Below are 21,573 nucleotides of genomic sequence, written 5' to 3'. Positions count from 1 at the left end.
ACGGGCACTGATTAATATCTGGCGCGCCCCTGCCACAGGGATCCGCAGTTACCCACGGATGTCCGACCGCACCGTCAGCCAAAAAAATGCTAACGGCCTCACTCCGCCTTTCGGCAGTGCAAAACCGCGTTATTCCACTTCGTTCCAGGAACGCCCATCACGGGTAATCATGGCGACAGATGCCACCGGTCCCCAGGTCCCGGCCTGATAAGGCTTGGGAGAGTCATTGTCCATTGCCCAGGCATCCATAATGGAGTCTACCCATTTCCAGGCTTCTTCCACCTCGTCACGACGTACAAACAGCGCCTGAATGCCGCGCATACTTTCCAGCAACAACCGCTCGTAAGCATCCGCCAGATGTTGCTGATTAAAGGTTTCGGAGAAACTCAGGTCGAGCTTGGTGGTCTGTAACCGATGTTTGTGATCCAACCCTGGGATCTTGTTGAGGATCTGAATTTCGACCCCTTCATCCGGCTGCAGGCGAATGATCAATTTGTTCTGTGGTAACTGCTGGTAGGAGTCATGGAACAAATTGAGTGCCGGGTTTTTGAAGTAAACCACCACTTCTGAACATTTCGACGGCAAACGCTTGCCGGTACGCAAATAGAACGGCACGCCGGACCAACGCCAGTCGTCGATATCAACACGAATCGCGACAAACGTTTCGGTATTGCTAGCCTTGTTGGCTCCCTCTTCTTCCAGGTAGCCAGGTACTTTTTTGCCCTGCACAAAGCCGCTGGTGTACTGACCACGCACGGTTAAGTCATGCACATTAGAGCGATCGATACGGCGTAATGAGCGCAGCACTTTCACCTTTTCATCGCGGATGCGATCAGTGCTCAGGTCCGCTGGCGGCGACATGGCAATCATGGTCAGAATTTGCAACAGATGGTTTTGGATCATGTCGCGCATCTGGCCTGCTTTGTCGAAATACCCCCAGCGCCCTTCAATCCCCACCTCTTCGGCCACGGTAATCTGCACGTGATCGATAGTGCGGTTATCCCAGTTGTTGGCGAACAGGGAGTTGGCAAAACGCAGCGCCAGCAAATTCAGCACAGTTTCTTTGCCAAGGTAGTGGTCGATACGGTAGACCTGGCACTCGTTAAAGAACTCCGCCACCTGATTGTTGATAACCCGGGAGGATGCCAGATCGGTACCCAGCGGCTTTTCCATCACCACACGGGCGGGTTCTTTGTTAAGACCCGCTTTCCCCAAACCACGGCAGATAGCGCCGAATGTGCTGGGCGGCATGGCGAAATAGTTGATGGTGGTACGATTTTGCTGATCGAGCATCGTTCCCAGCCGACTGAACCCCTCGGTGTCTTCCACATCAAGGTTGCAGAAGTCGAGGCGGCTGCTCAATGTTGCCCATAACGCAGCATCAAGCGGCTCTTTGAGAAAGGTTTCCAGCGCTTCGCGCACCACACCAACATACGTGTCGCGGTCCCACGCCGCACGCCCGACACCGATGATGCGGGTTTCTGGATGAATATGGCCTGCTTTTTCTAGTTGATACAGTGAAGGCAGCAATTTACGGCGCGCAAGATCGCCCTTCGCACCGAAAATAACCAGGTCACACGCCTGGGCTGTTGACGTTACCGCCATTTTCAATCTCCTCATTGCAGGACGCTGTAATTTTATTACATCAATAATGTACTCTTTTTGACGCAAGCCAGTAAACCCGTAAGAAAACCACATTATCGACTGATTCTGATACCATAAGGCCTCAGAACCTGTTGTGCCGATGAAGGAAACGAGTCTGGCATCCGCCTAAAAGAGAAATTTTCCATCGTTTCTGACAGCCAGTTACCGTTCTGAAAGTTAGACACACATCATGTTCTGACAAAAAAAGCCGATGACTGGGTGTGTCCACCTCTGCCAACCGTAGCGGGCTCGTAGTATATTTCACAAAATCCGCATCGGTTTCACCTTTGGCTGAAATCCAAAATACCATAGATGGTCGTTGTCATATGAATATGCTGGAAAAAATCCAGAGTCATCTGGAGCTGTTGAGCAAGTCAGAACGAAAGGTGGCGGAGGTTATTCTTGCCTCACCACAGACAGCCATCCACTCCAGTATCGCCACTCTGGCCGGTATGGCTGAGGTCAGCGAGCCTACTGTTAACCGCTTCTGCCGTCGTCTGGACACCAAAGGGTTTCCCGATTTTAAACTGCATCTGGCGCAAAGCCTGGCTAATGGTACGCCTTACGTGAACCGCAACGTGGAGGAAGACGACTCGGTAGAGTCTTACACCAGCAAGATTTTCGAATCCACCATGGCTGCGTTGGAACAAGTGAAATCATCCCTGGATATCCAGGCCATCAACCGTGCGGTAGATCTGCTTACCCAGGCGCGCAAAATTTCCTTCTTCGGATTTGGTGCCTCGGCGGCGGTAGCCCACGATGCAATGAACAAGTTTTTTCGCTTCAATATTCCCGTGGTTTACTTTGACGACCTGGTTATGCAGCGCATGAGCTGCATGAACTCTGGCGAGGGCGACGTGGTGGTGCTGATTTCCCACACCGGGCGCACGAAAAGCCTGGTGGAGGTGGCACGGCTGGCACGGGAAAACGACGCAACCGTGATCGCCATTACCTCGGAAGGTTCCCCGCTTTCTCGCGAAGCCTCGCTGGTCTTGCAGGTTGATGTCCCGGAAGATACCGATGTTTATATGCCGATGGTATCGCGTATCGCACAGTTGACACTGATCGATGTGCTGGCAACCGGTTTTACTCTGCGGCGCGGTGCAAAATTCCGCGATAACTTGAAGCGGGTCAAGGAAGCATTGCGCGAATCGAGATTTGATAAGGAAGAACGATTCAGCAACCCGTTCAACTAATTATGCTATAACATCAACATCGGGTGGCAAGGTGTGATATCGATGATAAGGCCAACCTGTCGCCCAATCATAACTACAGGCGCGGCATCCGGACAGTGCAGAGCGGCAAAAACAGCGCTATACCATGCCCTCGCCTGACGGCATTACCACATTACAACAGCTTCACCAGTCAACGGAGTTATACATGTCCAGACGGCTCAGAAGAACCAAAATCGTTACCACGCTGGGGCCGGCTACGGACCGCGACAATAATCTGGAAAAGGTCATTGCCGCAGGCGCAAACGTAGTCCGCCTGAACTTTTCTCACGGTACGCCGGAAGACCATCTTCTGCGGGTCGACAAAGTTCGCGAAATCGCAGCTAAACTTGGCCGCCATGTTGCCATTCTGGGTGATCTTCAGGGGCCCAAAATTCGTGTATCGACCTTCAAAGAAGGGAAAATTTTCCTGAATGTCGGCGACAAGTTCCTGCTGGATGCCAACCTGGAAAAAGGCGAAGGCGACAAAGAGAGAGTGGGTATCGACTATAAAGGATTACCCAACGATGTGGTTCCAGGCGATATTCTGCTGCTGGATGATGGCCGTGTGCAGTTAAAAGTACTGGCAGTCGATGGCATGAAAGTGTTCACCGAAGTCACTGTCGGCGGCCCGTTGTCTAACAACAAAGGCATCAACAAACTCGGTGGCGGCCTGTCGGCGGAAGCGTTAACAGAAAAAGATAAAGCGGACATCGTTACCGCGGCCAAAATCGGTGTAGATTTCCTGGCTGTCTCCTTCCCTCGTACTGGCGAAGACTTGCACTATGCCCGTCGTCTGGCTCGCGAAGCTGGCAGCAACGCCAAAATTGTGTCGAAAGTAGAACGTGCAGAAGCCGTATCAACGGATGAAGCGATGGACGACATTATCCTTGCTTCTGATGTGGTCATGGTTGCTCGTGGTGATCTGGGCGTAGAAATCGGTGACCCGGAGCTGGTCGGTATCCAGAAAAAACTGATTCGCCGTGCTCGTCAGTTGAACCGTGCCGTTATTACGGCAACACAGATGATGGAGTCGATGATCACCAATCCGATGCCAACCCGCGCGGAAGTGATGGACGTCGCCAACGCCGTACTCGACGGCACCGATGCCGTGATGCTCTCTGCAGAAACCGCGGCGGGTCAGTACCCAGCCGAGACGGTTGCCGCTATGGCTAAAGTGTGTCTGGGCGCAGAAAAAATCCCCAGCATTAATGTCTCCAAACACCGCCTTGATGTGCAGTTCGATAACGTGGAAGAGTCGATCGCCATGTCCGCTATGTATGCGGCCAACCACCTTAACGGTGTTACCGCGATTATCGCCATGACCGAATCCGGCCGCACCGCATTGATGATGTCCCGCATCAGTTCAGGCCTGCCGATTTTCGCTATGTCGCGTCATGAGCATACCCTTAACCTGACTGCCTTGTACCGTGGTGTCACTCCGGTGCAGTTCACCAGCTATACCGATGGCGTCGCTGCGGCTAATGATGCGGTACTGCTGCTGCGTGACAAAGGCTTCCTGGTCTCCGGCGATCTGGTTATCGTGACCCAAGGGGACGTGATGGGAACGGTCGGAACCACCAATACTGTGCGCGTACTGCGGGTTGAATAACCGCCTATAGGCAACGCCGGTGATACCCGGTAATCACACTATCGTGCATTCTTAGATAGTAAAAAAACGGGGCAGCGTTAGCTGCCCCGTTTTTTTACTCATTCACCAACGCACCCTCTGCCTTGCGTTCGTTTTTGCCTGATCCGCGTCGGGTTAACGTGCCCCCACCACAGGCTCGCTATCCAGCCCACCAGAGCGATTGGCGCGACAACTCTCCGCCTGGGAAAAAGGAATATGTGCAGTCAGTAACGCAAGACATAAAAATAATTTATTCATAAAAACCAAGCTTTCATCCAAAAGGGATATATCCCCTTCATACGCCGAGTTGCAGGTGTGTGGCTGCATTACTCAAATTATTTTGGGTATAACGCCGGTCAGGAATAGCGTTCTGGTTATCTGGCAAATTGGACTTCATTGCCATAACACCTATCGCTATTTCCTGACCGGTAAATTATTGCCATCTGCGCAAACACTACTGTTTCTTTTATTATTGCGTGATGTTCATCTTATTGTTTATTGACTAACGGACGTTTTATTGGGCATTCGTGGTGGTGTTTTTTATGTCGTCCTGTTTTTCTCCGGTACTGGCTTTCGTTTTTTCCCTGGTATTAGCGCTATCAGTATGATGTTTTTTCACCACCTTCTTCGCCGACTTCTCTTCAGTTTTCGTTTGTGTTTGTGCCGTGGCCTTTTCAGGTTTTATAGTTGCATCCCCACGAGCATTGGCTTTCACGGCCGATGCGTCAAGCTCTGCCCGTTTGGCTGCGTCCGTGTTGGCTTTATCCACCGCCTTACCCAGTGAAGATTCCGCCGATGCGGGTGTCGTACTGGTTGCCGGGGCGTTAGTTGCACTTTTTTCCACCGTGGTGGTCGCTGCGTTGGCAGTTACATAAGTCGTTGCCAGTAAAACGCCTAAAAACAGTGGTTTCAGATTCATGGTTGAAATCCTTCAGCAGAAATTTTTTTATTAGCCGGAATTAAATAAGCAATCTCGCATTATTTATGGTGGCTAACGGTTGAAGTCATAACAGAGCGGCTTCGGGGGTTATTAAATCAAAAGCGATAATAAAAAGAATATGGAATAGTCTGAGAAAAAAAGAACGACATTCAACGCTATTTTTAAGTTTTTTTATAAGTTCCAGCAGTTACTAAATTAAGAAGAGGTTAACTGTTACAGATTATGTATTTCCTGCCGAGTCTTATGTACCGGACGCCTATGTGTTGGGTACACAACACAAAAATAGCATCTTAAAAACGCAGATAAGATGACCTATACCTGGTGAAGACCAATAAGGGCGATACCACTGGTATCGCCCTTATTGGCTGTGCGCTTAAACCACGCGAGTGATTTATTTCTTGCGTGGGTACAAATCTTTGCGCAAATAGGGTTCAGTTTCCCCCGGTTTGCGGGTTTTCAACAGCTTCAGAATCCAGGTGTACTGCTCAGGATTCGGCGTCACCAGATGCTCAACTTCTTCATTCATACGACGGGCGATAGTATGATCGTCTGCACCACTAATATCGCTCATTGGCGGGCGAATGTAGATATCCAGTTGTGACGTTTTGCCGTTATAAACCGGAAACAGCGGTACGATTTCAGCCCGGCAGACCTTCATCAAACGGCCAATAGCAGGGAGTGTCGCTTTATAGGTCGCAAAGAAATCGACGAACTCGCTATGCTCTGCGCCATGATCCTGATCTGGCAGATAATACCCCCAATACCCTTCGCGCACCGAACCAATAAACGGCTTGATTCCATCATTACGGGTATGCAGACGACCACCAAAACGACGGCGCAAGGTATTCCACAAATAATCCTGTAGCGGGTTTTTCTGATTGTGCATCATGGCCGCCATTTTCTGACCTTGCCAGCTCATCAGCATCGCCGGGATATCGACAGCCCAGCCATGTGGCACCATGAAAATAATATTACGCTGCTGCTCCCGCAACGCATCGACAATCTCCATACCGTGCCAGCGAACGCGACGATAAGCGCGGCTGGCCGGTAATATCGCCAGTTCCACCATCATCAACATCGCTTGCGGCGCGGTCGCAAACATTTGATCGATAATATGCTCGCGTTCGCTTTCCGTCAGTTGCGGCATGCATAACAACAAATTGATGCGTGCGCGCCGTCTGGCACCTTTGGACAATCTCCCTACCCACCGACCTAGCGTCCCCAGGATAGGATCGCGCAGACGAGCTGGAATACATACCAGCAGCACCATCACCCCGACCACCAGCCAAATTCCCCAGTAACGCGGATACAAAAAAGCCGACGTAAACTGTGGAATGAATTCAGCGTTGGTTTTTCTTTCTTTCTTTTCTTGTTCCATGCAACCACTCTTCATTACAAAATCGGGTTAATGATAATCGCTACCCGATGTTTTGCAATTGAACACGCACTGGCCTGACATTTACCCGTACGCGATAAAAAAACAGCCGGCAGCGTTGACTGCCGGCTGTCGATCATCCACAACGACACTCAATCCAGCTGCAGTTGAGGCAGAACTTCGCGTACATGCGCCAGATAATCACGACGTTCTTTACCCATCAGGCCCTCAGAGCGTGGCAATTTCGCCGTGAGCGGGTTGACCGCCTGCTGATTAATCCACAGTTCATAATGCAGATGTGGGCCGGTTGAGCGCCCGGTATTGCCGGATAATCCAATTCGGTCGCCACGTTTCACCTTCTGCCCCGGCTTCACCAGCAAGCGGGTCATGTGCATATAGCGAGTGGTATACTGACGCCCGTGACGCAAGGCCACAAAATTACCGGCTTCGCTATCACGCTCCGCCACAACCACTTCACCATCACCCACGGCCAGAACAGGGGTACCTACCGGCATGGAGAAATCGACGCCACGATGCGGCGCAATACGACCGGTGACCGGATTGAGACGACGTGGATTGAAATTAGAAGATACCTTGAACTGCTTCATGGTTGGGAAGCGCAGGAATCCTCTGGTCAGCCCTGAACCTTCCCGGTCGTAGAATTTGCCGTCTTCAGCGCGGAACGCATAGTAATTTTTCCCGCCGGTACGCAAGCGAACGCCCTGCAATTCACTTTGTTCGCTGCGACCATCCAGGATTTCTCGGGAAATCAGCACAGCAAAGCTATCGTCTTTACGCAACTTGCGGAAATCCAATTGCCATTGTAACGCGCGAATCACTTCGCGCACTTCGCTACTGGTCAACCCGGCAGCCTGCGCGCTGCTGGCAAAGCTACCGTCGAGCCGTCCGGTCAGCACCTTGTTTTGCCAGTCGCCCTCAACGTTTTCGATTTCCTCACGGAATATGTCGCCGCTGCGGGTATACGTGCGACTTTCACGTCGGGAGACTTGCCAGGTCAAAGTTTGCAGTGCGCCATCGGCATCCAACGTCCAGCTCAATTGCTGACCAATTTTCAAATTGCGCAGCGCCGCATTCTTGTCAGCCAGTGCAGCAATATCGGACATATCGATGCCATACTGGGTCAGAATACTGCTCAGTGTGTCACCGGTAGAAACAACGTACTCATGTGTATTATCAGAGTCTTTGTCGTCCAACTCGTCGCTGGCAATACCATTCGTTGTTGAGGGTTGATCCAGCGGTTCGCTGTTAACTTCGGAAACATCCATCGTTGGTGCAGAGGCAGCCGTTTGCTGGGCAGCGACAGGCGGCAACGGATTACTATCCAGGGGTTCACTGGCTGGGGGATTCAGAGCCTGGCTCTGGGTCTGTGTTTGCGTTTTTTCGCTTTCCGCGTCTCTTACGATAACAGGTGCGTCATTGACTGGTGGATATGTCATTGGCCGCCAGACAGCGGCGGCCAGTGTAACAACAGTCAGTGACCCCAACATCACACGGTGAGGTCGGGGCAGGCTGTTATACGCCAGAGCGATAGTTCGGACTATCTGCTGCACTTATTCCTATCCTCATGATTTTTCCTTCAGGCAGCTCAAATACTGCTCAGACAGTTGCGACAGAAAACGCATATAGCTGTCTTGATCCAGTGCAATGTCACTTCCCAATGGGTCCAGCACGCCGATGCGCACGTCAGTTCCCTTGGCGACAGCATTGATGACCGCTGGCCTGAATTGTGGTTCAGCAAAAACGCAAACCGCTTTATGCTCAACCAACTGTGTTCGTATTTGGTTTAAACGCTGTGCGCCGGGTGCAATCGCCGGGTTGATAGTAAAATGCCCCAGTGGGGTCAACCCGTAATGCTGTTCGAAGTAGCCATAGGCATCATGGAACACGAAATACCCTTTGCCGCGCACAGGCGTCAGCATATTAACAATATTTTTATCTGTCTGTGCAAGTTTCTCAGTGAATTTACGCAGATTTGTATCCAGTTTGTCTTTATTCTGCGGCATGAGTTCCACTAATTTTGCATGAATCGCAATGGCTGATGCCTGCGCCATTTCCGGCGACAGCCAGATATGCATATTAAACTCGCCATGATGATGCCCATCATCATCGCTATCCTGATGATTTTCAGGCTCATTACCGTGATCATGCTCGTGGCTGGCGTGATTGTCATGATCAGCGTCATGATGCGCATCATTTTCTGCTGCCGCATGCTCAGGATGTGATTCCTGTAACAATAGCGTGCGGATTGCCGGTTGCTGACTTAACGCGATTTGCCGCTCCGCGGGTAACGGCTGTAACGCTTTAGACAGAAAGGCTTCCATTTCCGGCCCGACCCAGATGACCAGTTGCGCCGATTTAAGGCGCTGTACATCAGACGGACGTAGTGCATAATCATGCGGTGATGCGCCGTCCGGGAGCAGCACTTCCGTCGGTGTCACACCGTCAGCGATAGCGGCGGCAATAAATGCCAGCGGGCGAATAGACGTAACCACCGCGGCGCAGGCCGTCGACATGGTAGCCAGAGACGCCAATAGTGCTCCGGTGGCCAGCACAGCGTTTAGCCATTTATAATGAGTGACTCGCAACATTCCCAATCATCCGTCGATTTATTAACAAAAACGCGTTATATTATAACGTCACACACCCTCTGCAAACAGAATTCTATGTCAACGCTGGTTTCACTGGAAAATATTGGCGTGCAGTTTGGCAACAAATCTGTACTCAATGATATTTCTTTCACATTGCAGGCTGGTCGTATTCTGACGCTGCTTGGACCGAATGGCGCGGGGAAATCCACACTGGTACGGGTTGTACTGGGTTTGCAGCCTCCCACCCACGGTAAGCTGACACGGTCTGCGGGTCTTTGCATTGGCTATGTACCGCAAAAACTGCATCTGGACCCGACCCTGCCCTTGACGGTCAAACGCTTTATGCAATTACGCCCTGGGGTGAATAAGCAAGATATTATGCCGGCATTAAAACGCGTGCAGGCCGGTCATCTGCTAGAGCAACCGATGCAAAAGCTTTCGGGTGGTGAAACCCAGCGCGTTTTGTTGGCGCGCGCGATCCTCGCCCGCCCGCAACTGCTGGTGCTGGATGAACCCACGCAAGGGGTCGACGTCAATGGGCAGTTGGCGTTGTATGAGTTGATTAACCAGTTGCGACAAGAATACCAATGCGGTGTGTTGATGGTTTCCCACGACCTGCATCTGGTGATGGCGAAAACCGATGAGGTCCTGTGTCTTAATCAACATATTTGTTGTTCAGGCACGCCGGAAGTCGTGTCGCTACACCCGGAATTTTTAGCCATGTTTGGCCACCGTGGTGCCGGACAACTGGCTATTTACCGCCATCATCACAATCACCGTCACGATCTGAACGGAAAAATTATTTTAAAACGACAGGATGGTAATAACGCATGATCGAGTTGTTGTTGCCCGGCTGGCTGGCAGGGGTATGTCTGGCTGTGGCGGCAGGGCCGCTGGGTTCCTTTGTCGTGTGGCGCCGCATGTCCTATTTTGGCGATACCCTCGCCCATGCTTCATTACTCGGCGTCGCACTGGGGTTACTGTTGGGTGTTAACCTGTTTTATGCGGTGATCGCCATTACCCTGTTACTGGCGGTAGGGCTGGTCTGGCTGGAGCGCCGCCCTGGACTTGCCATCGATACCCTGCTTGGCATCATGGCGCACAGCGCACTGTCGCTAGGTCTGGTGGTTGTCAGCATGATGAATAATGTCCGCGTCGATCTGATGGCGTATTTGTTTGGTGACCTGTTGGCCGTTACCAGTGAAGACTTGTGGCTAATAGGCCCCGGTGTACTACTGGTGCTTGGTGTACTGGGGTGGCAATGGCAGGCACTACTCTCAATGACGGTCAGCCCTGAACTGGCGCACGTTGACGGTGTAGCTATCGCCCGCACCAAACTGATTCTGATGCTAGTCACGGCATTAACCATCGGGCTGGCGATGAAATTTGTCGGTGCGCTGATCATCACATCACTGTTGATTATTCCCGCCGCTACCGCACGCCGATTCTCTCGCACACCGGAACAGATGGCACTCTGCGCGATGGGCGCGGGTATTCTGGCTGTTACGGGAGGGCTTGCCTTCTCGGCCGAAGCGAATACACCAGCGGGTCCCTCCGTTGTGCTATGCGCATCACTGCTGTTCATTCTCAGTCTGCTGAAAAAGCAGGCCGCCTGACCTGACGTATCACGCTACGGTAAAACAATACCCACCAGTGGTAAAACAATACCCACCAGTTGCAAGAACCAGCGTTGCCGCCAGCTTATAAACTGGCGGCAATAACGGATAGAGGTGGCTGACTATATCGTCTTGTCCTGCTTACTCACCGTGTTCACGAGTGAGTCCGAAATGGCGATAGGCATGCTGTGTCGCAATACGCCCCCGTGGCGTGCGTTGCAAAAAACCCTGCTGAATCAGGTAAGGCTCCAGCACATCCTCAATGGTTTCGCGTTCTTCACCAATAGCTGCCGCCAGATTATCCAACCCCACCGGACCGCCCATAAATTTATCGATAACCGCCAGCAGCAGTTTACGGTCCATATAATCAAAACCTTCGGAGTCAACCGCCAGCATGTCCAACGCCTGCACCGCGACCGTTGCTGAAATTGCGCCGTCTGATTTCACTTCGGAGAAATCCCGCACCCGGCGCAGCAATCGGTTGGCGATACGTGGCGTACCGCGTGACCGGCGGGCTACCTCCAGCGCACCGTCATCCGTCATATCCAGCCCCAGACATTGCGCACTGCGCTGCACGATATGCTGTAAATCAGCCACCTGATAGAACTCGAGCCGCTGCACAATACCAAAACGGTCTCGTAGCGGTGATGTCAGCGAGCCCGCACGGGTTGTCGCGCCGATAAGCGTAAAAGGAGGCAAATCCAGCTTGATAGAACGTGCCGCCGGCCCCTCACCTATCATGATATCCAACTGATAATCTTCCATCGCCGGATAGAGCACTTCTTCCACGACCGGTGACAGTCGATGAATTTCATCGATAAACAGCACATCGTGTGGTTCAAGGTTAGTCAGCAGCGCCGCCAGATCACCTGCCTTTTCCAATACCGGCCCGGAAGTCGTGCGCAGATTGACGCCCATTTCATTGGCGACAATATTCGCCAGTGTGGTTTTCCCCAACCCCGGAGGGCCGAAAATCAACAGATGGTCAAGCGCATCACCTCGTTTGCGGGCCGCCTCGATAAAAATCTCCATCTGTTCGCGCACCACCGGCTGTCCGACATATTCCGACAACAGCTTAGGACGAATGGCGCGATCCAGTATCTCTTCATCGGATACCGCGGCAGGTGAAATCAGACGATCGGCTTCAATCATATATACCTCACAACGCAGCGCGTAGCGCATCCCTGATGAGGGTTTCGCAGTCAACGCCCGGACGAGACACTTTGCTCACCATTCTGCTCGCCTCCTGCGGTTTATAACCAAGCGCGACCAGTGCGGCTTCAGCCTCCGCCAACGGATCCGCTTCCGGCGTTGCATTCCCGGTTGCCGTCGGCAAGGCAATATCACTGGTGGCATTAAACAAATCACCATTCAGACCTTTAAAGCGATCTTTCATTTCCACGACCAGCCGCTCGGCGGTTTTCTTGCCGACGCCCGGCAATTTCACCAGTGCGTTAATTTCCTGGCGTTCCACCGCGCTAACAAACTGCTGTGCCGACATGCCGGACAGGATAGCCAGCGCCAGCTTCGGCCCTACGCCGTTGACTTTAATCAGCTCACGAAACAAAGAGCGTTCTTGTTTATTGTTAAAACCGAACAACAGTTGCGCGTCTTCACGCACCACAAAATGGGTAAAAATCACCGCTTCCTGACCGAGATCCGGCAATTCGTAAAAGCAGGTCATCGGCATATGCACTTCATATCCGACACCGCTGGCTTCAATCAGTACCAGTGGCGGCTGTTTTTCCAATACGATGCCTCTGAGACGACCTATCACGTGATGTTTTCCTTAATCTGGCTGACGTAAACGTGGCGTATAGCTTATAACACAAAAAAAAAGGCGGATACAGAAAAGCTGGATGCATATCCAGATATCAGACAGGGTTGTGAGCGTTCTCCGGTGACGGCATGAAAACCGCGAAACACCGGAGAAATTGGTGATGAGATCGTCCAGTCAGCTTGCTAATTACACTGCCTGGCTATTAATGGCGTCGTAATTGCGCCAGCGATAATTACACAGCGAGACAACCCAACAGGCGATAAACAGCGCGACCACATAAAATCCGGCATTACCCAGTTGTTCATTGAACGCATCGATGAGGCTCCAAAACCCGGTATGCAGGTCCAGTTTATCCGCCAGCAACCCGAGCGCCTCCATACCACCAATAAAGACGGCTACCACCACCGACGTCGCCGTAATCGTCAGGTTATAGTAAAGCTTGCGCTGTGGTTTGCTGAACGCCCAACCATAAGCCCCCACCATCAGCACATTATCCAACGTATCCACCAATGCCATACCGCAGGTAAATAACGCCGGGAAAATCATGATTGACCAGATAGACATTCCTTGCGATGCCCCCGCAGCGGAAATCCCCAGCACGCCAATTTCGGTAGCGGTATCAAACCCTAAACCAAACAACAAACCGACCAGATACATATGCCAGCTTTTGTTCACCATCCGAAACGTGGCGCGGAATAACCATCCCATAACGCCTGTAGTGGGTACCGCGTCAGTCTGGCCCAGTATCCCTCCGCCTTGCTTGAACTGCTGAAAACGCTGCCAGACACCACGCAAAATCACCAAATTCACCAGAGCCATCAGCAGCAAGAAACCGGCAGAAACCGAGGTGCCGATAACACCGCCAATCTCATGAAACCACGCCATGTCATCTTGCAAGGCCGCCGCGGTGGCTGCCAGCGCCAGCGATGCCAGGATTACAATGGAAGAGTGCCCCAGCGAAAACCAGGCTCCGACGCCTAATGGCATCTTTCCTTCCTGCATCATTTTTCGGGTAACGTTATCGATGGCGGCAATATGATCTGCATCCACCGCATGGCGCAGGCCATAGCACCAGGCTAACAGACACGTCGCCATCAGTGCGGTTTGATTGTGAAACATACCCCATGCCAGTAACCACACCACTACATTGACCACACCCAGCGCGCTCAGTATGACCACAGCGCGTGGGTTATTTTTGAGAAGCGAAGACAGCATAACAATATCTCTGTATCGATCCGGCGGGTCATTGCCGTCGGGTAAATTGCGGGTATGAGATTTTATGAATTGTTCATACACTGCTGTGTTATCCCAGATCAAAACAGGGCGTGGTTGTACAAAGAAGACGTTTCAGGAATAGAGGAAAAGAAAGAAGAGGAATCAGGCTGCCGTCTGACAAACGTTATGGTGCAGTCAAACGACAGCCGGGGTTAAAACATCACACCATTCAACGAATTCGTCCACGCGCCAGCGTCAGTTTGTCATGACTGATACGTGAAAGATTCTGGCTAAAATGGCAATGGGTGATGGCAATCGCCAGTGCATCGGCAGCATCTGCCTGCGGATTAGCCGACAGCTTGAGCAGCGTTTTCACCATGTGTTGCACCTGGCTTTTTTCCGCCGCCCCCGTGCCAACCACTGTTTGCTTCACCTGCCGCGCGGCGTATTCAAATACCGGTAGAGACTGGTTTACCGCTGCAACAATGGCCGCACCGCGTGCCTGCCCCAGTTTCAGCGCCGAATCCGCATTGCGAGCCATAAACACCTGCTCGATAGCGAAATAGTCGGGTTGAAATTGAGTGATGATTTCGCTAACACCAGCATAAATCAGCTTAAGACGCGTAGGCAGATCATCCACCGCAGTGCGAATACATCCACTGCCCAGATAGCTTATCTGCCGCCCCTGCTGACGAACAATGCCGTAGCCGGTCACGCGGGAACCGGGGTCGATACCGAGAATAATGCTCATCGTTCTTCCCCAGTCACCGGTAGAAAGGAAGGGACTGCCATTACAGCAGTGCCGCTACCTCGTCGGAGATCTCACCGTTGTGGTAAACCTCCTGAACGTCATCACAATCTTCCAGCATGTCGATCAAGCGCATCAGTTTCGGTGCTGTCTCTGCATCCATATCCGCTTTGGTGGACGGAATCATCGAGACTTCAGCAGCCTCAGACACCAGACCCGCGGCGTCCAACGCATCTTTTACCTGACCGAAGATTTCCCACGGTGTAAACACATCGATGGCACCATCATCATAGGACACCACGTCATCAGCACCGGCTTCCAGCGCGGCATCCATCACCGTATCTTCATCCAGACCCGGTGCATAAGAAATCACGCCTTTCTTGGAGAACAGATAGGACACAGAGCCGTCGGTTCCCAGGTTTCCACCACATTTGGTAAAGGCATGACGCACTTCAGATACCGTACGATTACGGTTGTCACTCAGGCATTCCACCATCACCGCTGTACCACCAGGACCGTAACCTTCATAAATGATGGTTTCCATGTTGGCTTCTTCATCGCCACCCACACCACGCGCGATCGCCCGGTTCAGGGTATCGCGCGTCATGTTGTTGGACAGCGCTTTATCGATAGCAGCACGCAGACGTGGGTTAGAGCCGGGATCGCCGCCGCCTAAACGGGCCGCGGTAACCAGTTCGCGGATAATCTTGGTGAAAATTTTACCGCGTTTAGCGTCCTGTGCCGCTTTGCGATGTTTAGTGTTGGCCCACTTACTATGACCTGCCATAAAAATCTCCGAAAAAAGCCTGTTATTCCCTAACGTTATCGGGCCGCCGCATTGCAGCGACCCAAAAGCGGTCAGGGCCTGGCTGGACAAATAACAAATTCTTCAATCGCCTGCCGGTTGCTCCAGGATTTGGTCAACCGCGCCGCATCAGGTGCATCCAGCCATTGGTAAGCCAGATGCTCACTGATATCTACCTGACGCTCATCGGGCAACGCCAGACAGAACCAGTGTTCCAGGTTATGCGTTACGCCTGGGGCATAGCGACGTCTCAAATGAGCAAAAAGCTCGAATTCCACACAGCGTTGACAGTCAAGCAACGACAACGCCTCAGCGGCGATGTCGATGTTAACTTCTTCTTTCACTTCACGCTGTGCGGCACATCGCGCGCTTTCATCCTCTTCCAGGCTGCCGGTAACCGACTGCCAGAAATCCGGATCATCACGCCGCTGAAGCATGAGCACCCGCCCCGTGTTCTGGGCATAAATCACCACCAACACCGAGACAGGTCGCTTATAGTTCATCTTACTGATTCTCTGCATCCTGCGCGGCTTTGCCCTTACCCACCACCGCAATGGATAACTCCTCCAGCGCAGACGGGTTCGCGAAGCTCGGCGCTTCGGTCATCAGGCAGGCTGCCGCGGTGGTTTTCGGGAAGGCAATCACGTCACGGATATTGTCGGTACCAGTCAGCAGCATCACCAGACGATCAAGCCCGAACGCCAGACCGGCATGCGGCGGCGTACCAAATTTCAGGGCATCCAGCAGGAAGCCAAATTTTTCGCGCTGTTGCTGTTCGTCGATACCGAGAATACGGAACACCGTCTGCTGCATCTCACCGTTGTGGATACGCACGGAACCACCACCGACTTCGTAACCGTTCAGCACCATATCGTAAGCGTTAGCGATAGCGGCTGTCGGGTTGGCTTTCAGCTCCGACGGAGACATATCACGCGGTGCCGTAAACGGGTGATGCATCGCGGCCAGACCGCCTTCGCCGTCATCTTCAAACATCGGGAAGTCGATGACCCACAGCGGCTGCCAGCTGTTTTCATTGGTGATCTTCAGATCACGGCCCAGCTTCAGGCGCAGCGCACCCAGTGCGTCCGTAACCACTTTCGCGCTATCAGCACCAAAGAACAGAATGTCGCCGTCATCGGCAGCGGTACGCTCCAGCAAGGCGGCCAGAATGCCGTCATTCAGGAACTTGGCTACCGGGCTCTGGATACCCTCAAGCCCTTTAGCCTTCTCGTTAACCTTGATATAAGCCAGCCCTTTAGCGCCATAGATTTCGATAAATTTAGCGTATTCATCTATCTGCTTACGGCTCAACTGCGCGCCACCCGGCACACGAATCGCGGCTACGCGGCCTTTGGGGTCGTTGGCCGGACCGGAAAAGACTTTGAAATCGATATCTTTCAGCAGGTCAGCCACATCCACCAGTTCCAGCGGGTTACGCAGGTCAGGCTTGTCGGAACCAAAACGACGCATGGCTTCTGCGAAGGTCATGATCGGGAAATCGCCCAGATCCACCCCTTTCACTTCCAGCCACAGCTCACGCACCAGTTTTTCCATCACTTCACGCACTTGTGGCGCGGTCATGAACGAAGTTTCCACATCGATCTGGGTGAATTCTGGCTGACGGTCAGCACGCAAGTCTTCGTCACGGAAGCATTTGACTATCTGATAATAACGGTCAAAACCAGACATCATCAGCAGCTGTTTAAACAGCTGCGGCGACTGCGGCAACGCATAAAATTTGCCTTTGTGCACACGGCTTGGCACCAGATAGTCACGAGCGCCTTCCGGTGTGGCTTTGGTCAGCATCGGCGTTTCGATATCGAGGAATCCGTGGCTGTCCATGAAGCGGCGTACAAAGCTGGTAATGCGGGCGCGGGTTTTCAGACGCTGAGCCATCTCAGGGCGGCGCAGGTCCAGGTAGCGGTATTTCAGGCGCGCTTCTTCGGTATTGTTCTGGTTAGAGTCCAGCGGCAGCGGTTCAGCACGGTTGATGATAGTCAGTGCTGTCGCCAGTACCTCTACTTCGCCGGTCGCCATGTCTTTGTTGATTTGAGTGTCCGGACGGGCACGCACCACACCAGTGAGCTGGATGCAGAATTCGTTACGCAGCTCGGAAGCCAGATTGAATGCTTCCTGACGGTCCGGGTCGAAGAACACCTGCACCAGACCTTCGCGGTCGCGCATATCAATAAAAATCAACCCACCCAGATCGCGGCGACGATTGACCCAACCGCACAACGTCACTTCCTGGCCCACATGGGACGAATTCAACAGCCCGCAATATTCAGTACGCATTACGATGTCCTTTTACACCGCCGCCGGTGCTCTGTTTCGCTTGCCAGATAGCAACGATAAGAATCGGTGAACCGGTCGGCATGGTTTTTCTGGATTACAGTCCAATGAAAAAAGGGGGGCATTATAAAGGAATTTCCCCACAACGATAAGTATGATGGTAGCGGTCTGCGGGCCGCCCCGCATACTCTTTTTTGTTTTTTGCCGTGCATTTGCCTGCTGGTTACACAATTGCGAGTTATTATGCTAAAACCCTGTTACATCCATCGCCATAAAAGTGGATAGCATCAGGATGTTGGTTCGCAGAGAAACCTATCAGGACAAGGGCTTATGTATATTGGTTTACCGCAGTGGCAGCATCCGGGTTGGACCCGGCTGGGCCTGCGCGATCTGGCGGATTACGCCCGCTATTTCAACTGCGTGGAAGGAAACACCACCTTTTATGCGTTGCCGTCGGCCGAATCAGTATTACGCTGGCACGACATGACCCATGATGATTTCCGCTTCTGTTTCAAATTTCCCTCTGCCATTAGCCATCAGGCCGGTTTACGCCATTGCCAGCAGCAAGTGACCGAGTTTTTCCGTTGTCTTGAACCTCTGCACCCTCGTCTGGGGCAACTGTGGTTACAGTTGCCGTCCGCGTTTGGCCCCGACCAGGAAGAAACGCTGTGGCAATTCCTGGATACACTGCCCACAGGGTTTTGCTACGGGGTCGAGGTGCGTCACCCACTGTTTTTCGCTAAGGGTGACGATGAACGCCGTATCAACCAAGGGTTGCATCAACGCGGCCTGAACCGGGTTATTATGGACAGCCGGCCAGTGCACCATGCCGCACCAGTCAGCGAGGTACTGCGCGATGCGCAACGCAAGAAACCCAAAGTACCACTCCATGTGGTGCGCACTGCCGATGCCCCTTTAATTCGGTTTATTGGTAATGAAGACGCCGACGACAATCTCCGCTGGTTTACACCGTGGATAGACAAACTGGCGCAGTGGCAATCACACTCGCCTTATCTGTTTATCCACACAGCAGGTACCGCCAGCGCCCCTGAGCTGGCGCAACGGCTATGGCCGCTTCTGAGCGCCGTGATTCCCGGCATGCCGCCCTGCCCCGACTGGCCGCAGCAGACCTCGCTCTTTTAAAACCTACGGCTTAACGCATAGCGTTTTAAAAAGCGTGTATTGAAAATAGTTTTTTGAAGATGATGTCTTGAAGTGACTGTTTTAGCGCATTTTTCGGCACTCGGCCCCATGATTGCCGTCGTTGGCTTCTATCACAATTTCTTATTAACAGAATTGGATATCCGACAATTTTACCTACAATATCTTCGTGTTATGCGTTCAACAGACACGTTATGATAACAGCTGCCGTTTCTGGTCAGGCAATGGAGTAAAAAATGGTAAGCGCGCTTTATGTGGTGCTCAGCGCATTGTTGTTAGTGAAATTATCAGTTGATGTCGTAAAACTGCGGATGCAATACCGGGTGGCTTACGGCGATGGCGGATTTTACGAGTTACAGACAGCCATTCGCGTTCACGGCAATGCGGTCGAATACATCCCCATCGGTGGCCTGCTGTTGGTACTGATGGAGATGAACGGAGCCATGAATGCGATGATTCATCTGTGCGGCATTATGCTGTTGCTTGGTCGGTTGTGCCATTATTATGGCCTGCGCCACCGCGAGTTGAACTGGCGACGTTCCGGCATGATGGCCACGTATGTGTCGTTACTGCTGATGATCCTGTTCAACCTCTATTATCTGCCCTGGGAGTTGATACTGACCCTGCGTTAACCCCATTGGTTATTCACGGTAAGGCATCCCTACCCGCTTATAGTGATGTCTTACCGCCTTTCTCTCATACATCTTTGTGTCATCTTTCTGCTAGAATGCGCGCCTGTTCTTCCCTGTATGTATGTTTCCTGCTATGTCAAACCGCGATATGCTTTTTTCCGCGCCCATCGCCAATCTGGGTGACTGGACGTTTGATGAACGCGTCGCTGAAGTGTTTCCAGACATGATTCAGCGCTCTGTTCCTGGCTATTCGAATATTATTTCCATGATCGGCATGCTGGCGGAGCGCTTTGTTCAGGCGGACACTCAGGTCTATGACCTTGGTTGTTCTCTGGGAGCGGCCACCTTGTCGATGCGTCGCAACATTCATGTGCCGGGTTGCCGTATCATTGCTGTGGATAATTCGTCGGCGATGGTGGCACGCTGCCGCCGCCATATTGAAGCGTTCCGTGCCGAGACTCCCGTAGACGTACGCGAAGCGGATATTCTGGATATCGACATTGAAAATGCGTCACTGGTCGTGCTCAATTTTACGTTGCAATTTATCCCGCCTGAACAGCGCTTGCTGCTGCTAAAACGTATCTGGCAAGGGTTACGTCCCGGTGGTGCGCTGGTGCTGTCGGAGAAATTCAGTTTTGACGATGCTTCTATCGGCGAATTGCTCTTCAATATGCATTTGGATTTCAAACGTGCCAACGGCTACAGCGAGCTGGAAATCAGCCAAAAGCGCAGCATGCTGGAAAACGTGATGCTCACCGATTCGGTTGATACCCATAAAGCCCGGCTGCGTGAGGCTGGCTTTGCACACAGCGACGTGTGGTTTCAGTGCTTCAACTTCGGCTCTTTGCTAGCGCTAAAAGCGGAGCCACAACCATGATCGATTTCGGTAATTTCTATCAACTGATCGCCAAAGGGCCGCTTAGCCATTGGCTCAACACGCTGCCACCCCAGATCAGCCAATGGCAGCAGGAGTCGTTGCACGGCGAGTTCAAGCACTGGTTCAATAGCGTTTCACATTTGCCTGTGCTAACGCCCGACCAGCTCGACCTCACCCACGGCGTGACGGCCAGTCTGGACACGCCGTTGTCGGTGCGTCAGCAAGCGGGTGTTGAGCGCCTGTTGCGCAATCTGATGCCCTGGCGCAAAGGTCCGTTCTCGCTCTACGGCGTCACTATCGACACCGAGTGGCGTTCTGACTGGAAGTGGGATCGCGTCTTGCCGCATATCAGCCCCTTGCAGGACCGATTGATTCTGGATGTAGGCTGCGGCAGCGGTTATCACTTGTGGCGCATGATCGGTGCCGGTGCCAAACTGGCCGTCGGTATCGACCCAATGCAACTGTTTCTGTGTCAGTTTGAAGCGGTACGCAAGCTGTTGGGTGACGATCAACGTGCGCACCTGCTGCCGTTGGGCATTGAACAACTCCCGGCACTGGCGGCATTTGATACCGTATTCTCGATGGGCGTGCTGTACCACCGGCGTTCACCACTCGACCATCTCTGGCAGCTCAAAAATCAGTTGGTTACCGACGGAGAACTGGTGCTGGAAACCCTGGTGGTGGAAGGCGATGAGAATACGGTGCTGCTACCGGGCGAGCGTTACGCTCAAATGCGCAATGTCTATTTCCTGCCTTCGGCTGCCGCACTTGCTCGCTGGCTGGAAAAATGCGGTTTTGTCGACATCCGTATCGTGGATCAATGCGTGACGACGCTGGAAGAGCAACGCCGCACCGACTGGATGACAACCGGGTCACTGGCGGATTTTCTTGATCCACATGACCGCAGCAAGACAGTCGAAGGCTATCCTGCGCCGTTACGTGCGGTACTGGTTGCACGCAAACCCTGACCGGGCAACACGATATACAAAAACAGAGCGGCGCGACATGCCAGCCCCAATACCAACTGGCATAATCTCG

Annotated in this window: 21 protein-coding genes; 8 read left to right on the top strand and 13 right to left on the bottom strand. The window is 52.6% G+C overall.

Annotation, left to right across the window (positions count from 1 at the left end; all coding sequences use genetic code 11):
• Positions 1-129: 129 nt before the first annotated feature.
• Positions 130-1,605, bottom strand: a complete 1,476-nt coding sequence (gene zwf / locus FAZ14_RS15350; RefSeq protein ID WP_016941258.1) for a glucose-6-phosphate dehydrogenase — start codon at positions 1,603-1,605, stop codon at positions 130-132.
• Positions 1,606-1,970: 365 nt separating this feature from the next.
• Here zwf and FAZ14_RS15345 point away from each other — a divergent pair, with 365 nt between their 5' ends.
• A complete protein-coding gene (locus FAZ14_RS15345) occupies positions 1,971-2,840 on the top strand; it encodes a MurR/RpiR family transcriptional regulator (RefSeq protein WP_016941257.1) in 870 nt (289 codons plus the stop codon).
• 184 nt (positions 2,841-3,024) lie between these two features.
• Positions 3,025-4,467: a pyruvate kinase gene (gene pyk / locus FAZ14_RS15340; protein ID WP_016941256.1), complete on the top strand. Its 1,443-nt coding sequence runs from the start codon at positions 3,025-3,027 to the stop codon at positions 4,465-4,467.
• 153 nt (positions 4,468-4,620) lie between these two features.
• Here the strand turns inward: pyk and FAZ14_RS20390 are convergent, their stop codons facing one another.
• The 5 genes from FAZ14_RS20390 to znuA all read right to left on the bottom strand — a co-directional run bounded on the left by FAZ14_RS20390 (position 4,621) and on the right by znuA (position 9,409).
• Complete coding sequence (locus tag FAZ14_RS20390) at positions 4,621-4,743, bottom strand: hypothetical protein (RefSeq protein WP_268906969.1); 123 nt, start codon at positions 4,741-4,743, stop codon at positions 4,621-4,623.
• A gap of 256 nt (positions 4,744-4,999) precedes the next feature.
• The gene (locus FAZ14_RS15335) at positions 5,000-5,404 is read right to left on the bottom strand and encodes a hypothetical protein (RefSeq protein ID WP_016941255.1); all 405 of its coding nucleotides are present in this window, start codon (positions 5,402-5,404) and stop codon (positions 5,000-5,002) included.
• A gap of 412 nt (positions 5,405-5,816) precedes the next feature.
• Positions 5,817-6,803: a lauroyl-Kdo(2)-lipid IV(A) myristoyltransferase gene (gene lpxM, locus FAZ14_RS15330; protein WP_038925933.1), complete on the bottom strand. Its 987-nt coding sequence runs from the start codon at positions 6,801-6,803 to the stop codon at positions 5,817-5,819.
• Between the two features lie 149 nt (positions 6,804-6,952).
• Complete coding sequence (mepM, locus tag FAZ14_RS15325) at positions 6,953-8,371, bottom strand: murein DD-endopeptidase MepM (RefSeq protein ID WP_016941252.1); 1,419 nt, start codon at positions 8,369-8,371, stop codon at positions 6,953-6,955.
• A 12-nt stretch (positions 8,372-8,383) separates the two neighbouring features.
• Complete coding sequence (znuA, locus tag FAZ14_RS15320; RefSeq protein WP_029456329.1) at positions 8,384-9,409, bottom strand: zinc ABC transporter substrate-binding protein ZnuA; 1,026 nt, start codon at positions 9,407-9,409, stop codon at positions 8,384-8,386.
• Between the two features lie 75 nt (positions 9,410-9,484).
• On the opposite strand from znuA, the gene znuC reads away from it, so the two are divergent.
• Together znuC and znuB are read left to right on the top strand one after the other, a co-directional pair.
• A complete protein-coding gene (gene znuC, locus FAZ14_RS15315; RefSeq protein WP_016941250.1) occupies positions 9,485-10,243 on the top strand; it encodes a zinc ABC transporter ATP-binding protein ZnuC in 759 nt (252 codons plus the stop codon).
• On the top strand, positions 10,240-11,025 hold the full coding sequence (znuB, locus tag FAZ14_RS15310) for a zinc ABC transporter permease subunit ZnuB (RefSeq protein WP_153508842.1): 786 nt from the start codon (positions 10,240-10,242) through the stop codon (positions 11,023-11,025). Before znuC ends, znuB begins: the two co-directional genes overlap by 4 nt.
• 141 nt (positions 11,026-11,166) lie before the next feature.
• Here the strand turns inward: znuB and ruvB are convergent, their stop codons facing one another.
• The 7 genes from ruvB to aspS all read right to left on the bottom strand — a co-directional run bounded on the left by ruvB (position 11,167) and on the right by aspS (position 17,868).
• Entirely contained in the window at positions 11,167-12,177 is a 1,011-nt protein-coding gene (gene ruvB / locus FAZ14_RS15305; RefSeq protein WP_020477026.1) for a Holliday junction branch migration DNA helicase RuvB, read from the bottom strand.
• A gap of 7 nt (positions 12,178-12,184) precedes the next feature.
• Entirely contained in the window at positions 12,185-12,802 is a 618-nt protein-coding gene (gene ruvA / locus FAZ14_RS15300; RefSeq protein ID WP_016941247.1) for a Holliday junction branch migration protein RuvA, read from the bottom strand.
• A 189-nt stretch (positions 12,803-12,991) separates the two neighbouring features.
• Positions 12,992-14,020, bottom strand: coding sequence for a HoxN/HupN/NixA family nickel/cobalt transporter (locus tag FAZ14_RS15295; RefSeq protein WP_038925935.1), 1,029 nt, complete (start codon positions 14,018-14,020; stop codon positions 12,992-12,994).
• Between the two features lie 229 nt (positions 14,021-14,249).
• Positions 14,250-14,771, bottom strand: coding sequence for a crossover junction endodeoxyribonuclease RuvC (ruvC, locus tag FAZ14_RS15290; protein ID WP_016941245.1), 522 nt, complete (start codon positions 14,769-14,771; stop codon positions 14,250-14,252).
• Between the two features lie 40 nt (positions 14,772-14,811).
• Positions 14,812-15,555: a YebC/PmpR family DNA-binding transcriptional regulator gene (locus FAZ14_RS15285; protein WP_016941244.1), complete on the bottom strand. Its 744-nt coding sequence runs from the start codon at positions 15,553-15,555 to the stop codon at positions 14,812-14,814.
• A gap of 71 nt (positions 15,556-15,626) precedes the next feature.
• On the bottom strand, positions 15,627-16,076 hold the full coding sequence (nudB, locus tag FAZ14_RS15280) for a dihydroneopterin triphosphate diphosphatase (RefSeq protein WP_153508841.1): 450 nt from the start codon (positions 16,074-16,076) through the stop codon (positions 15,627-15,629).
• Between the two features lies 1 nt (position 16,077).
• Positions 16,078-17,868, bottom strand: coding sequence for an aspartate--tRNA ligase (aspS, locus tag FAZ14_RS15275; RefSeq protein WP_153508840.1), 1,791 nt, complete (start codon positions 17,866-17,868; stop codon positions 16,078-16,080).
• A 327-nt stretch (positions 17,869-18,195) separates the two neighbouring features.
• Between aspS and FAZ14_RS15270 the strand changes: the two genes are divergently transcribed.
• From FAZ14_RS15270 to cmoB, 4 genes are all read left to right on the top strand, one after another.
• Complete coding sequence (locus FAZ14_RS15270; protein ID WP_038925937.1) at positions 18,196-19,008, top strand: DUF72 domain-containing protein; 813 nt, start codon at positions 18,196-18,198, stop codon at positions 19,006-19,008.
• Positions 19,009-19,262: 254 nt separating this feature from the next.
• On the top strand, positions 19,263-19,658 hold the full coding sequence (locus FAZ14_RS15265; protein ID WP_012884874.1) for an MAPEG family protein: 396 nt from the start codon (positions 19,263-19,265) through the stop codon (positions 19,656-19,658).
• A gap of 133 nt (positions 19,659-19,791) precedes the next feature.
• A complete protein-coding gene (gene cmoA / locus FAZ14_RS15260; RefSeq protein ID WP_016941240.1) occupies positions 19,792-20,535 on the top strand; it encodes a carboxy-S-adenosyl-L-methionine synthase CmoA in 744 nt (247 codons plus the stop codon).
• Positions 20,532-21,503 (top strand): tRNA 5-methoxyuridine(34)/uridine 5-oxyacetic acid(34) synthase CmoB, encoded by a 972-nt coding sequence (cmoB, locus tag FAZ14_RS15255; protein WP_016941239.1) that lies wholly within the window; start codon positions 20,532-20,534, stop codon positions 21,501-21,503. Before cmoA ends, cmoB begins: the two co-directional genes overlap by 4 nt.
• Positions 21,504-21,573: the final 70 nt, after the last annotated feature.

Origin of the sequence: Dickeya oryzae (assembly GCF_009372235.1) — a bacterium.
Lineage (GTDB): Bacteria > Pseudomonadota > Gammaproteobacteria > Enterobacterales > Enterobacteriaceae > Dickeya > Dickeya oryzae.
Note: the sequence above shows the minus strand (reverse complement) of the source record. Positions and strands in the feature narration are given on the sequence as shown.